Annotated in this window: 19 protein-coding genes; 10 read left to right on the forward strand and 9 right to left on the reverse strand. The window is 37.5% G+C overall.

Going from position 1 to position 13,888, the window contains the following annotated elements; all coding sequences use genetic code 11:
* The first annotated feature begins 273 nt into the window (after nucleotides 1–273).
* The 3 genes from OCV67_RS03125 (at nucleotide 274) to OCV67_RS13695 (ending at nucleotide 1,431) form a co-directional block, all read left to right on the forward strand.
* Nucleotides 274–402, forward strand: a complete 129-nt coding sequence (locus tag OCV67_RS03125; RefSeq protein ID WP_262644231.1) for a hypothetical protein — start codon at nucleotides 274–276, stop codon at nucleotides 400–402.
* A 167-nt stretch (nucleotides 403–569) separates the two neighbouring features.
* A complete protein-coding gene (locus tag OCV67_RS03130; protein WP_147642407.1) occupies nucleotides 570–1,037 on the forward strand; it encodes a TspO/MBR family protein in 468 nt (155 codons plus the stop codon).
* A 118-nt stretch (nucleotides 1,038–1,155) separates the two neighbouring features.
* Entirely contained in the window at nucleotides 1,156–1,431 is a 276-nt protein-coding gene (locus OCV67_RS13695; RefSeq protein WP_147642608.1) for a helix-turn-helix domain-containing protein, read from the forward strand.
* Nucleotides 1,432–1,481: 50 nt separating this feature from the next.
* On the opposite strand, the gene OCV67_RS03135 is transcribed toward OCV67_RS13695, so the two are convergent.
* The 9 genes from OCV67_RS03135 to rpmG all read right to left on the reverse strand — a co-directional run bounded on the left by OCV67_RS03135 (nucleotide 1,482) and on the right by rpmG (nucleotide 6,452).
* On the reverse strand, nucleotides 1,482–1,700 hold the full coding sequence (locus tag OCV67_RS03135) for a hypothetical protein (protein WP_262644233.1): 219 nt from the start codon (nucleotides 1,698–1,700) through the stop codon (nucleotides 1,482–1,484).
* Between the two features lie 52 nt (nucleotides 1,701–1,752).
* A complete protein-coding gene (locus tag OCV67_RS03140) occupies nucleotides 1,753–2,415 on the reverse strand; it encodes a nitroreductase family protein (RefSeq protein WP_147642409.1) in 663 nt (220 codons plus the stop codon).
* A 21-nt stretch (nucleotides 2,416–2,436) separates the two neighbouring features.
* The gene (locus OCV67_RS03145) at nucleotides 2,437–3,204 is read right to left on the reverse strand and encodes a sulfite exporter TauE/SafE family protein (RefSeq protein WP_147642410.1); all 768 of its coding nucleotides are present in this window, start codon (nucleotides 3,202–3,204) and stop codon (nucleotides 2,437–2,439) included.
* Nucleotides 3,205–3,234: 30 nt separating this feature from the next.
* Nucleotides 3,235–3,615 carry an ArsR/SmtB family transcription factor gene (locus OCV67_RS03150; RefSeq protein ID WP_147642411.1) on the reverse strand — a complete coding sequence of 127 codons (381 nt, stop codon included), beginning with the start codon at nucleotides 3,613–3,615 and terminating at the stop codon, nucleotides 3,235–3,237.
* 532 nt (nucleotides 3,616–4,147) lie between these two features.
* Nucleotides 4,148–4,843, reverse strand: coding sequence for a 50S ribosomal protein L1 (rplA, locus tag OCV67_RS03155; RefSeq protein WP_147642412.1), 696 nt, complete (start codon nucleotides 4,841–4,843; stop codon nucleotides 4,148–4,150).
* A gap of 123 nt (nucleotides 4,844–4,966) precedes the next feature.
* Nucleotides 4,967–5,392, reverse strand: a complete 426-nt coding sequence (gene rplK / locus OCV67_RS03160; RefSeq protein ID WP_147642413.1) for a 50S ribosomal protein L11 — start codon at nucleotides 5,390–5,392, stop codon at nucleotides 4,967–4,969.
* Between the two features lie 89 nt (nucleotides 5,393–5,481).
* Complete coding sequence (gene nusG / locus OCV67_RS03165) at nucleotides 5,482–6,006, reverse strand: transcription termination/antitermination protein NusG (RefSeq protein WP_147642414.1); 525 nt, start codon at nucleotides 6,004–6,006, stop codon at nucleotides 5,482–5,484.
* A 33-nt stretch (nucleotides 6,007–6,039) separates the two neighbouring features.
* Nucleotides 6,040–6,288: a preprotein translocase subunit SecE gene (gene secE / locus OCV67_RS03170; RefSeq protein ID WP_147642415.1), complete on the reverse strand. Its 249-nt coding sequence runs from the start codon at nucleotides 6,286–6,288 to the stop codon at nucleotides 6,040–6,042.
* Between the two features lie 14 nt (nucleotides 6,289–6,302).
* The gene (gene rpmG, locus OCV67_RS03175; RefSeq protein WP_147642416.1) at nucleotides 6,303–6,452 is read right to left on the reverse strand and encodes a 50S ribosomal protein L33; all 150 of its coding nucleotides are present in this window, start codon (nucleotides 6,450–6,452) and stop codon (nucleotides 6,303–6,305) included.
* Between the two features lie 346 nt (nucleotides 6,453–6,798).
* On the opposite strand from rpmG, the gene OCV67_RS03180 reads away from it, so the two are divergent.
* From OCV67_RS03180 to ftsX, 7 genes are all read left to right on the forward strand, one after another.
* A complete protein-coding gene (locus tag OCV67_RS03180; protein WP_147642417.1) occupies nucleotides 6,799–7,872 on the forward strand; it encodes a D-alanine--D-alanine ligase family protein in 1,074 nt (357 codons plus the stop codon).
* 33 nt (nucleotides 7,873–7,905) lie between these two features.
* Entirely contained in the window at nucleotides 7,906–8,715 is an 810-nt protein-coding gene (gene murI / locus OCV67_RS03185) for a glutamate racemase (RefSeq protein ID WP_147642418.1), read from the forward strand.
* Between the two features lie 2 nt (nucleotides 8,716–8,717).
* Nucleotides 8,718–9,140, forward strand: a complete 423-nt coding sequence (locus OCV67_RS03190; RefSeq protein WP_147642419.1) for a DUF1934 domain-containing protein — start codon at nucleotides 8,718–8,720, stop codon at nucleotides 9,138–9,140.
* Nucleotides 9,141–9,162: 22 nt separating this feature from the next.
* Nucleotides 9,163–10,929 (forward strand): arginine--tRNA ligase, encoded by a 1,767-nt coding sequence (gene argS / locus OCV67_RS03195; protein ID WP_147642420.1) that lies wholly within the window; start codon nucleotides 9,163–9,165, stop codon nucleotides 10,927–10,929.
* A 214-nt stretch (nucleotides 10,930–11,143) separates the two neighbouring features.
* A complete protein-coding gene (locus tag OCV67_RS03200; RefSeq protein ID WP_147642421.1) occupies nucleotides 11,144–12,229 on the forward strand; it encodes a PucR family transcriptional regulator in 1,086 nt (361 codons plus the stop codon).
* A gap of 63 nt (nucleotides 12,230–12,292) precedes the next feature.
* The gene (gene ftsE / locus OCV67_RS03205; protein ID WP_147642422.1) at nucleotides 12,293–12,976 is read left to right on the forward strand and encodes a cell division ATP-binding protein FtsE; all 684 of its coding nucleotides are present in this window, start codon (nucleotides 12,293–12,295) and stop codon (nucleotides 12,974–12,976) included.
* Nucleotides 12,966–13,871 carry a permease-like cell division protein FtsX gene (gene ftsX / locus OCV67_RS03210; protein ID WP_147642423.1) on the forward strand — a complete coding sequence of 302 codons (906 nt, stop codon included), beginning with the start codon at nucleotides 12,966–12,968 and terminating at the stop codon, nucleotides 13,869–13,871. Before ftsE ends, ftsX begins: the two co-directional genes overlap by 11 nt.
* Nucleotides 13,872–13,888 lie beyond the last annotated feature (17 nt).

Genomic DNA, 13,888 nt, shown 5'->3' on the forward strand with positions numbered 1-13,888 from the left:
AATGAACCCAATAAGAAGGATTCGAACCCGCGATTTTTTAATATTTCAGAATTCAGAGGCATATTTGAGAAAAATAATCTCAAATATGCCTTTTTTCATATGTAGATTAGTATACAAAGTTTTAAAAGCCGTTTTGTTTAATATTTTAAGTGATATTAAACAAAGCGGCTTTTTTGTATTTCTGGAGGTGAATTTAAAAAAACGCTTAAATATATTTATGGAGGAATTCATCAAAAGAATGATAAGAACGGCGGTCAGGGCAAAAGCTATCTTATGAAGCTTCTGCTGACGAATCTGCGTGAATTCGGAAAGTTTCAGCTTGTCAAAATCGGTCAGATCGTCGATGTCAAATCGCACATACAGCTTCATCAGTATAATTTCAATGGTGTCGATAATACTTGACGCAGAACATGAGTATCAGGAACTTACATAAAATCGGCGTTGAAAATACCATTGCGACAATAAGGAAAAATTATTTGGAAAGGCGGGTGGAAGATAAAGTACAGTAAATCATAAACTGAAAAATACTGCATAAAATATACCATAAATGAAAAGAAACGAGGCAAATCATGAAAAAACAAAAAATAACTGAACTGCTGATTTTTATTGTAGCAACAGAATTGGTCGGCGCCTTATCCGGACTTCTGGCAGGAAATTCATTTTCATTGTATAAGGAACTGATAAAACCGCCGCTATCGCCTCCGGGCTGGTTGTTTCCCGTGATGTGGGCAATTTTGTACGCATTAATGGGGATATCTGCATTTATGATTTATACCTCGGATGCCAAAGAAAGATGTAAGGCTCTTGTTATTTATGGAACGCAGCTCTTTGTGAATTTTATGTGGAGCATTGTGTTTTTCAGATTCAGAATGTTCGGACTTTCCGTTGCGGTGATTCTGACTTTGCTGGCGTTGATTATTGCAATGATTATTATTTTCCGCAGAATTCGTCCGGCAGCCGCTTACCTGAATATTCCTTATTTACTGTGGATAGTATTTGCTTCGTATCTTAATATCGGTATATTATTATTGAATTGAGTCGCTTCGGCGGCTCTTTTTTATGGGAGGAAAAAATTTGCAGAAGAAAAAAATACAGAATTCGGAGTCGATTGCAAGAAACAATTGGCTCTGCTTTTTATCATCAATATGAAAGCAGATTGTAAGTAAAAGTACTGTTGCTCACTATGAACAAGGCATAAACTCTCCACCGCTTGATGTTATTATTAAACTTTCAAAATATTTTGAAGTTCCTGTTGATTATATTCTTGGTATATGCGGCAGTAAAATAGAGTATCATCGTTTAGCTGATAATTGCACCGACAATTTTACATATGGGGAAATTGCAAATTTCCTATATTCTCTGCCTGCTAATGCCCAAAACCATGTTTGTTTCTTACTGAACATAATAAAAAAAAGTTTTTCAGGTAAATGAAAAATCGAGCTGTTCATTGCGAATGGCTCGAATTTTTGCATTATACATATTTATTTTTCATTGGGAATTAAAACAACAAGGCAGCAAAACATATTTTCTTCTTCATAAAAATCGCAGTGACCGTTATACTTTCCTGCAATATCACGGATAATTTTAATACCGTTTCCATATGTACCACATACATATCTCCAACCGTTTTCGTGAGCCTGAATTGCCCAACTGTTATGCTCATAGCTTTTCTCTCCTACAAAAAACTGACCGTTTTTCAACAGTCAGTTCTTATATAAATATTCTATTTTAATTTAATAGATATAATTGATATTAAGCATTGAATATTTTTCTTCCCGATCCAACTTCAAAATGATACATAACAATACCGAGATCAACCTTTGAATAAAAGCCGCCTGTTGACTTTGCCGAAAGCTTATTATCGTTTAGCGAAAACAAAAACTTCTGCTGATTCATGGCGGTAGGAGCAAGCATTGCACACTCAATTCCTTTTTTAAACCATTCGGGCATCTCACCTTTTACATCGCAAAGCTGTTCAATCGATTTGCTCTTATGTGCGGTTCCCTGCGTTTGGCCGTATCCCAGAGACAGTACACACACAAGCTTTTCTCCCTTATCAACAACGCATTTGCTTTTTCTCTTGCTGAATGTCATAGCAACCCAACAAGTGTTAAGTCCAAGCTGCTGTGCCTTTATTGCAATTCGTTCCCCATAGTAACCAAGCTTTTCATCAAGATCTGGAGATTTTTTTCCAATCAGTGCAATATAATTTTTTACACCGCTGAATTTCCCGTAATGAGCCATGAAACCGCTGAATGCTTCCGGTTCTTCTGTAACAAGCTGAATATGCAATCCGCTTTCTTTATTGCATTCCGAAATTTCCGATTTAATTTCATTAATAGTGTCATTCGGTATGGGTTTATCCAAATAGCTTCTGACCGAGTGACGATTTCTGATTGCTTCATTAATGTCCATGTTAATTACTCCTTATTGTATTTATATTTTATTAACTATAATCATTATAATTCCAAGTATAGTCAAAACTGCTCCTGTAGCACGATTTAAAGTTTTAGGCTCTGCTTTATTAGCAAATTTAGCTGCGATTCTTGCCCATAGTAACGTAGACAGAACACAAAAAACAAGAATTGAAATATCAGGTATTCCGCCTATTACAAAATGAGATACAGCCCCCGTAAGTGCAGTAAACGCCATAATAAACACACTTGTGCCGACTGCGGTTTTCAGCTCATAACCCAATACAGTTGTAAGAATGAGAAGCATCATCATTCCTCCTCCTGCACCTACAAAGCCGCAAATAAGTCCTATTATAATTCCGCATATAATAGATTGTGCAATTCTCTTTTTGGCTGATACTTCCTGCATTTTTTCTTTGGTTGTCATAACCGGCTTCACAATAAACTTTATGCCTAGCAGCAAAGTCATTACCATTGAAAATGTTCCCATAGTTGCCGACGGCAGCAAACTTGCCAGCATGCTTCCGACAAAAGTGAAAATCAGCACTGTAAACATCATTACAAGACCGTTTTTAATATCCAGATTTTTATTCTTATGATAGGTATAAGCTGATACTCCGCTTGCAAGAACATCACTTGCCAATGCAATTCCTACCGCCTGATAAGCAGGAACATCAAGAAAAGTTATAAGCATAGGACTTATTACTGCCGCAGCACTCATTCCCGCAAATCCTGTTCCCAATCCTGCACCTATTCCGGCAATAAAGCAAATTAAAAATTCAAATAGCATATTTCCTCCTTAATGTCATAAGCATAGTTTTCATTCTTCACCAATTCCTAAATGGTTATCAGGATAGTTTTCATCAGCCGCATGATGAATTATTTCGTCAATATGATTTACCAATCTTTTTAATTTTGACCATTCAATTTCATCTGAACTCATATAATAAAAGTTCTTTGTTCCCTTACGCCGCATAGCTATGATTCCAGCATCCTTTAAGATTTGAATATGATGTGAAACCGCAGGACGAGACAAGTGTGTTTTCTCGGTTATCTCACCTACACGAAGTCCGACTTTATCACTGGTCAGTAAAGTCATTATTATACCCTGCCTTGTTTCATCACCCAATGCAATGATGACTTTTCTGCATTCTAAAAATTCATTGGCAAGCGTTTTTCGTTCTTCTGAACACCTATCCATGATATTTCTCCGTTCTATAGTTTATTCACTTGAACTATTATACCATACTTTTAGAAAAAATGTGCAATGGTAAAGAAAATAAAGACGAATATTTTTATCTTCCTCCTGCCTTACCGAACAGCTTAGCCTTATAAGCTGTAGAACTGTCCTGAACTTCCAGTACCTGATTGTTTGATTCTCCCTAACAATTTATCAGTCGGATTTTTCAGCGATGCAAGCCATATTAAAATAAATATACTGCTGATATCAAATCCTGAGAAATGGCATCTCATGCAGTTGTTTTGGATTTTGTAAGCTCTGTAATCTTGTATGATGTCTTGGCAGTGTCCGAATATTTAATACCAAAACGCCTAAAATAAAAATATCGTGTACGGTTTTATTCTCGTACACGAATGTATCTTTATTGTTCGCAAGGTAAATACCGTTATTGTAATAAGCTTTGATTTGGTATTTACTCTTGCGTTTGTCTTTTTGAGAATGGTATAAAAAAGCGGACAAAAAAATTGTCCGCTTTAAAATATCAATAATAAGATCAAGCACCAAACTTAGCAGTTGAAACCGGAACACCTACGCCCATAGTAGATGTAACTGTACAGGACTTAATATAAGTACCCTTAGCAGCAGCCGGCTTAGCCTTAACAACAGCTTCCATAAGTGTAGAAAAGTTTTCATCAAGCTTAGCAGCACCGAATGAAGCCTTACCGATTGGGCAGTGAATGATATTTGTCTTATCAAGACGATATTCGATCTTACCTGCCTTAGCTTCTGTTACAGCCTTAGCTACATCAGGAGTTACAGTACCAGCCTTAGGGTTAGGCATAAGTCCTCTAGGACCAAGCACCTTACCAAGACGACCAACAAGACCCATCATATCAGGAGAAGCAACAACTACGTCAAAATCCATCCAATTTTCTTTCATGATCTTGTCTACTAAATCCATACCGCCTACAAATTCAGCACCGGCTTCCTTAGCAGCATCATACTTATCTTCTTTACAGAATACGCATACTCTTACGTTCTTACCTGTACCATTAGGAAGAACAACTGCACCTCTTACCTGCTGGTCAGCATGTCTTGAGTCAACGCCAAGACGGATATGCGCTTCAATTGTTTCATCAAATTTAGCCTTTGCATTCTTGCAAACCAAATCAAGAGCTTCAGCAGCATCATACTGCTTTGTGCTGTCAACAGCTTTAGCACTGTCCATATATTTCTTACCGTGTTTCATTATAAATCCTCCATTTAAAGTGGTAATACCAAATAGCTTGAACGCTTATCCGGTTAGCGGAATTTTCCTCCCACCATTTTAGAAGACGGTAAAGTTTAACAACTTTTCGTCATCCGTCAAGTATTAATCAACTACAACAATACCCATTGAACGAGCTGTTCCTGCGATCATGCTCATAGCAGCTTCCAAGGAACCAGCATTTAAATCAGGCATTTTCTGTTCAGCAATTTTCTGAACCTGTTCTTTTGTAATATTTGCAACCTTGTTCTTATTTGGAACACCGGACGCTGTTTCAATACCGCAAGCCTTTTTGATAAGAACGGCTGCCGGCGGTGTCTTTGTAATGAATGAGAATGAACGATCTGCATAAACTGTAATAACTACAGGAATGATCATACCGATATCGTTCTTTGTTCTTTCGTTAAATTCTTTTGTGAATGCCATAATATTAACACCGTGCTGACCTAATGCAGGACCAACCGGCGGAGCAGGTGTTGCCTTACCTGCTGGAATCTGAAGCTTTATATAGCCGACTACTTTCTGTGCCATGCTTTTCGCACCTCCATAATTGTGGTAACACCGAGATAATGAAAAATTTTTATCTCTCCCACTTTAAGCAATTGCATAGTTTTTTTATTTTAATCATCAAGCCTTCTGACCTGATTAAGAGCCAGAGTAGCCTGAGTGTCACGACCGAACATTGATACCAAAACATCAACTGTTCCGTCTTCAATATTAATTTTCTGGACTATTCCGATAAATCCGTCCATAGCAGTTCCGTTTACCTGAACCTGATCTCCAACTTCAAAGTTCACCTGAACGGAATTGATTTCAACTCCCAGAGCTTTGACTTCCTCTTCCGAAAGAGGAGTAGGTTCCGACGCAGGTCCGACAAAGCCGGTAACGCCCCTGGTATTTCTTACAACATACCATGAATCATCGGTATAAACCATTTTCAGCAAAACATATCCGGGATAGGTTTTTCTTTCCACCTCTTTAGTTTTGCCGTCGGTAATTTCAGTTACCTTTTCTGTAGGAACCTTTACTTCAAGGATAAGATCGTGAAGCTTTCTGTTTTCCACAACTCTTTCAATATTCTCCGCAACTTTATTTTCATAGCCGGAATATGTGTGAATAACGTACCATTTAGCTGCTTCTGACATTTATAATCCTCCTTATAAGTACCGGTTTAAGCATCATCCTAGATTAAGCACAAAGCTGAAAAGCTTGAGCAGACCGAAATCAAGTCCTCCTACAAATACGCTTGCGATCACCAATACAACCAGAACGACGAACGTATTATTAAAAACTTTTTTTCTGCTTGGCCATACTACCTTTTTAAATTCGCTTTTCAAGTCCTTAAACCACTTAACAATTCTGTTTGGTTTTTTCTTTTTGGACTTGTCCGAGGTCTTTTTTTCTTTAGTCTTTGATTCTTTTGACATATTCAAGACCTCCGTTACTTTGTTTCTCTGTGAAGAGTGTGTTTCTTACAGAACTTGCAATGCTTGTTCATTTCAAGTCTGTCAGGATCATTCTTCTTATTCTTCTTCGTACAATAATTGCGCTGCTTGCATTCTGTGCAAGCTAAAGTCACCTTTACTCTCATATCGGCACCTCCTGACGAAATTCTTCCGTAAAACATACGGAATATTGAATAGTTTGCCTCCCTCAGGTTAGGGAAATATTTTATAAACAAAAAAATAGACCCCTAAAAGAGGTATTACTATTATATCATGCAAAAATGTAAAAGTCAAGCGTTTTATGAATAAATTTCCGGAATCTTTTTTGGAATACTGCAATATAATAGTATAAGCTTGTAAAAATTAATTATGTATATAATTTTTATGGACTAAAGCCAAAAAACACTTGCAGTTTATTGTGAAATATGTTAAAATATATTGATACATAATTTGATTTTTTGATAATCAACGGACATTAAAGGAGATGTAAACATGTCAAAAACCAAAGTGGTAGTTATTTTCGGAGGCGCTTCAAGCGAACATGATATTTCATTAGTTTCCGCAACTAACGTTATTGAAAACATGCCAAAAGACAAATATGAGGTTATCTGCATCGGAATTACCAAAAAAGGCCGCTGGCTTTACTATCCCGGAGACGTCAGCAATATTGCTTCAGGAGAATGGGAAAAGGATCCGGACTGTTCTTCAGCCGTTATTTCTCCCGATCCTCTTCACAAAGGTATTATCACTATTGAAAACGGTGAAGCTTCAATAAAAAAAGTAGATGTTGTCTTTCCTGTTCTTCACGGAAAAAACGGTGAGGACGGTACTATTCAGGGACTTCTAGACATGTCCCGTATCCCATATGTGGGCTGCGGACTGCTGGCGTCCGCTTCCTGTATGGATAAAGCTCATACTCACTCCATACTTGACTACAATAATATAAGAACTGCAAAATGGAGAATGCTTACTCACAGAAATCTAAATCATCTTGATAAAGAATGCGAAGATATTGCCGATGATCTGGGATTTCCGCTCTTCGTAAAGCCTGCAAACTGCGGTTCTTCTATAGGCATCAACAAAGCCGAGGATTTTGATTCCCTTAAGGAAGCGGTAAAAATCGCATTTTCCCACGACAATAAAGTTATTATTGAAGAATTCATAAAAGGTCAGGAACTTGAAGTAGCCGTATTCGGATACGACTCTCCTTTTGCGTCATTTATCGGCGAGATCGGCAAGAACAATGACTTTTATGACTATGAATCAAAATATATAAATAATTCAGTAAATCTTATTATCCCCGCAAATATCCCGGACGAAAGCGCTAAAGAAATAAGACAAATCGCAGTTGACGCTTATAAAGCCATGGGCTGCAAGGGACTTTCAAGAGTTGATTTCTTTCTTACAGAACAAAATGAAATAATTCTTAACGAGATAAATACCATGCCGGGATTTACTCCTATCAGCATGTACCCTAAGCTTATGGAAAACTTAGGTATGACTTACGGCTATCTTATCGACAAGCTTATTGAACAGGCTATCGACAATGCTGACAGAAATTATTAAAACTCTCATATTCTTATTTACCGGAGGAGCACTATGAACAATGACGCTATCGGAGTATTTGATTCAGGCATAGGCGGTCTTACAGCAGTCAAGGAGCTGAACAAGCTCCTGCCAAACGAAAATATAATATATTTCGGCGACACTGCCCGTGTTCCCTACGGCAGCAGAAGCCGTGAGACCGTTATGAAATATGCCAGACAGGACGTTGAATTTTTAAGAAAACATAAAATAAAAATGATAATTGCCGCATGCGGTACGGTAAGCTCGGTCATCGGTACAAAACCGCTTGTTGACGACATGCCGTTTACAGGAGTAATTCTTCCGGCAGTACAGGCGGCATGCAGCGCAACCAAAAACGGAAGAATCGGCGTTATAGGCACTCCCGCAACAATTAAAAGCGGAAGCTTCGGAAAAGCTGTAAAAAGTATAAACTCGCATATATTTGTGGTAGGAAATCCGTGTCCTTTATTTGTTCATCTGGTCGAAAACGGATATACGGACAGAAACAACAAAATAACACGGCTCGTAGCTGAAGAATACCTTGCTCCTATTAAGGCAGAGGGCGTGGACACATTGATTCTCGGCTGTACTCACTACCCCGTTATTAAGGATATTATTTCCGATATTATGGGAAATGACATTACGCTTATTTCTCCCGGAGCAGAAGCGGCAAAATATGCACAGAGCAGTCTTATGGAAAAGGATATGCTCAGCAGCAGAACAGAATCAGGCAAAAATACTTACTATGTAAGTGACAGTACGGAACTCTTTGAAGAAAATGCAAAACATTTTCTTGAACACGCCGTTCAGGGAGAAGTTTTCAGCTGCAGTTTAGGAGATTAAAATTGACAGATAATGTAATGATACAAATGAAAAGTATTCAATCCATATACGATGAAAAAACCGAAACGGAATTGATTACTCAGGGAAAATTCAGTAAAAAAAATAATTCCTACCATATTTCATATGAAGATTCCGAAGCGACAGGCTTCAAAGGCTCTGTAACAGAAATTTTAGTTACAGAAAACAAATTTGCTTCAATAATCAGAACAGGCAGCACAAGCTCGGATCTGATTATTGAACCAGGCAAAAAGCATCACTGCCACTATGAAACTCCATACGGTTCAATGGATATCGGTATTTACACTCACTCCATAAAAAATAATCTTATGGACGACGGCGGAGATCTATATTTAAAATATACTATAGATATTAACGCAAGTTATATGTCTGATAATGAAATTATAATGAATATAAAAAAAGCATAAGTAGAAAGGTATGATTTAATTCATGGCAAACTTGACTAGACTTGCATCATCACAAATAAGAGAAATTGTTTTAGCTTCTCTGGGCAGACTGGTGACTACCGGAAAAGCTCCTTCTGAACCTCTTCCCGATTTCAGAGTAGAAATTCCGGCAGACAAAAGCCACGGAGATTTTGCGGTAAATACTGCTATGGTATGCGCAAAAGCTTTTAAGCTCCCTCCAAGAAAAATTGCTGAAATGATATGCGACGAACTTGTTCTTGACGGAACTTATTTTGAAAGAACAGAAATTGCAGGTCCGGGATTTATTAACTTTTTCCTCGGCAGAAGATGGTTCTCTGAAATTGTTGACACCGTTATAAAGGAAGGCAGTGAATACGGTAAAACTGAAACCGGATCCGGTAAAAAGGTACTGGTTGAATTTGTATCTGCCAATCCCACAGGTCCTATGCATATCGGTAATGCCAGAGGAGGCGCTATAGGCGACTGCCTTGCTGAAATTATGAAATGGGCAGGATACGATGTTCAGCGTGAATTCTATGTAAACGATGCAGGAAATCAGATTGAAAAATTCGGAAAGTCTCTGAATCTCAGATTCATGCAGATATGCAATGGTAAAGGACAAGCCGTAATTGAAAAATGCGGCGGAAATATTCAAGATATATGCGAAACTATCTATAACGATACTGAAAATTTCCCAATGCCTGAAGATGTTTATCTCGGAATGGACATCATTGAACATGCATACAACTACTTCAAAGAAAACGGTTCATCACTTTCCAGTGAAAACGAAGATATCCGCAAAAAAACACTTACAGATTTTGCCCTTCCTAAAAATATTGCCGGACTGGAACGTGACCTTGCAAAATACCGCATTACATATGATAACTGGTTTAAGGAAAGTACTCTTCACAATGACGGTTCAGTCAATGAAATTATCCAAAAACTCAAGGCAAGCGGATATACATATGAACAAGACGGCGCTTTATGGTTCAAATCATCTCAGCTAGGAGATGAAAAAGACAGAGTATTGGTTCGTGCAAACGGCGTTGTTACTTACTTTGTTCCGGATATTGCCTACCATTACAACAAGCTGGTAACAAGAGGATATGACAAGGCAATTGATATTTTCGGCGCTGACCACCATGGATATATACCACGTATGAAAGCTGCTCTTACCGCACTGGGAGTGGATGCAAATAAACTCGATATTGTTATAATGCAGATGGTAAATCTTGTAAGAAACGGAGAAAAGTACAAGCTATCTAAACGCTCCGGCAAAGCTATTACCCTGTCAACTCTGCTTGAAGAAATTCCTATAGACGCCGCAAGATTTTTCTTTAATCTTCGTGAACCTAATTCACATTTCGATTTCGATCTGGATCTTGCAGTAGAAAAATCATCGCAGAATCCTGTTTATTACGTTCAGTATGCACATGCTAGAATTTGCAGTCTGATAACCAACCTCAAAGCAGAAGGATTTGAAGCGGAAGATTACAGTATTGAAAATCTCAGCGTACTGGACAAGCCGCAGGAAATCGAACTTATAAGGCAGCTTGCCGCTCTGCCGAACGAAATTGACAATGCGGCCAAAACTTATGATCCGGCAAAAATCACTAAATATTCAGTAGAACTTGCAACTCTTTTCCATAAGTTCTACGACGTATGCAGCGTAAAAAACGCTGAAAGCGAAGAATTGAAAAAAGCTCGTCTTGTACTGTGCAAAGCAGTTCTTCAGGCGCTCAGAAATTCTCTGACAATTATGAAAATTGAGTGTCCGGAAAAAATGTAATTTGCATTTGCGTTACATTTTTATTACAAAAAAATTAACCATTTGTTTATTTTATACAATTTTCAACACTGCTTCTTTGTTGAAAATTTCTTCCAAATATTAATTGTTAACAATTTGTTAACAAATTCGGCTTTAAAATGTGTTACAATTTGTAATATATTAAGGCATTATAGAAGCATTGAATTAAAAACACAAAACAGAAAGGAATGCTGACATGTCCAACAGATTATTTCAAGGTCTAGTACATCAGATGAGAGATGCTGTTAATGCTGTAATAGGAGTTGTTGATGAAACGGCAACAATTATCGCCTGCAGTGACCTTACAAAAGTAGGAACTACAAATGAATTCGTTTCTCTTGATCTTAGCGATTCTCATGATATTTTTATAAGAGACGGATATACCTACAAGCCTTTCGGCTCAAGGGTTAAACCGGAATATGCCGTATTTGTGGAAGGCGTTGACGATAATGCCGCTAAATATGCGAGTATTATGGCAATAAGCTTATCTAACATTAAACAGTATTATGACGAAAAATATGACAGAAACAACTTTATTAAAAACGTTGTTCTGGATAATGTTCTCCCCGGAGATATCGTTATAAAAGCAAGAGAACTTCATTTCAATGCTGAAATCAGCAGAGTTGTCTTCCTTATAAGAATCGTTTCTGCAAACGATATTTCGGCATATGACGTTATACAGAATCTTTTCCCTGACAAAAACAAGGATTTTGTTTTCAATATTGCAGAAAGCGATATCGTTCTTGTTAAGGAAATTAAAAATACTGTTGATTCAAACGACCTTGAAAAGCTTGCACGTTCCATTGCAGATACCTTAAGCAGCGAATTCTATACTAGAGTTAATGTTGGTATAGGTACTGCGGTTATTGGTGTAAAGGATCTGGCACGTTCATTCAAAGAAGCTCAAATGGCTCTTGAAGTCGGCAAGGTTTTTGATACCGATAAAAACATCGTAAGCTATGATAATCTGGGTATTGCAAGACTTATTTATCATCTGCCTACAACTCTATGTGAAACATTTCTTCATGAAGTGTTCAAAAGAGGAAGTATAGATTCTCTGGATCATGAAACTTTATTTACTATCCAGAAGTTTTTTGAAAATAACCTGAATGTTTCTGAAACATCAAGAAAACTTTTCGTTCACAGAAATACCCTGGTTTACCGTCTTGAAAAAATCAAAAAGCTTACTGGTCTTGATCTTAGAGAATTTGACCACGCAATAATATTTAAAATTGCTTTAATGGTAAAGAAATATTTATCAGCTAATCCGATTAAATTCTGATTAGGTTTACACGTGGTCAACTGATTTTATCACCGTTTTATACGGTGGAAAGAAGGTGTCCCTTTGGTAGAACTGAAAAATGTCTCAGTTACCTATTCAACCGGCGTAGATGCGCTGAATAACATCAGCCTGAGAATTAACGACGGCGATTTTGCTTTTGTCGTAGGTTCGTCAGGCGCAGGTAAAAGTACGCTTATTAAGCTGATACTCAAAGAAATTGACGCTACCAGCGGTATTGTTATGGTCAACGACTATAACTTAAGTAAGCTGCAAAAGAAAAAAATCCCTGAATTCCGAAGAACCATTGGTTTTGTATTTCAGGATTTCAGGCTGATTCCGTCAATGACCGTATACGAAAACGTTGCTTTCGTACTCCGTGTTATTGATGCACCAAGAAAGTATATACGAAAAAGAGTTCCTTATGTTATAAGCCTTGTGGGACTTCAGGATAAGGCAAATTCCTATCCCAATCAGCTTTCCGGCGGCGAGCAGCAGCGTGTTGCCATTGCCAGAGCGCTGGTAAACGATCCCCAACTTATTATTGCGGACGAACCTACGGGAAATATCGATCCTGAGCTTTCTTATGAAATTGTTGAACTTCTAAAAGGTATAAACGAATGCGGTACAACTATTCTCATGGTCACTCATGAACATGATCTTGTCCGGCACTTCGGAGGACGAATCATTAACATTAACTCCGGAGAAATTGTCTTTGACGAAGTGATTGGAGGCAATAATGAAGCTTAGCGGTATCAGATATTTAGGACGTCAGGGACTTGATAACATCTGGAAAAACAGAATGATGGCATTTGCATCATTTTGCGTTCTGCTTGTTTCACTTCTTCTGGTCGGTATTTCAATTCTTTTCTACATAAATCTGAATTCAATTATCGGAGGAATTGAAAATAAAAATGAAGTAATCGTTTTCCTTGACGAAAATATCACTGAAAATCAGATGAAAGATGTCAAGGCAAGACTGGAACAAATTGAAAACATTGATGATATTTCCTTTTATTCAAAAGACGATGCCTTTGAATCTATGAAAAAAAGCATGGCTGAATATGAAAAAGTATTCGATTCCCTGGGAGATGACAATCCATTGCTTGATTCATACAGAATTAAAATCAAGGATATTTCATTAACATCGGAAACAGTTACTTTAATTGAAGAGCTTGATCATGTTTACTCAATAAGAGCCCCTTATGATTTTGTTAATATACTTACAGAAATGAGAAAAATTGTCACATGGGTAGCTTCCGCTATAATTATTGCTCTTGCTATAGTATCAATGGTTATCATATCAAATACTACTAAGGCAAGCGTGTTTGCAAGACGAAATGAAATAAGTATTATGAAATATGTAGGAGCTACTAATGCGTTCATACGAGTTCCTTTTTTTGTAGAAGGAATGGTAACAGGAATCGCTGCCGGTTTGGTAGCTACAGTTATAACATGGTTCGGTTATGACGCCGTTGTTGAACTGCTTACTAAAGAGGTTAATATATTAAATATCATAGGTATGGGAAGTATTATACCTTTCAATGATATTATATTCAAGGTTGCAGGAATTTATATTCTGGCAGGAGGCTGTATCGGCGCTCTGGGAAGCGTCCTCAGCACACGTAAACATCTGAATGTATAAAAAAGATTGGTGGTGTA

Source organism: Porcipelethomonas ammoniilytica, assembly GCF_025567485.1.
In the GTDB taxonomy this organism is placed as follows: Bacteria; Bacillota; Clostridia; order Oscillospirales; family Ruminococcaceae; genus Porcipelethomonas; species Porcipelethomonas ammoniilytica.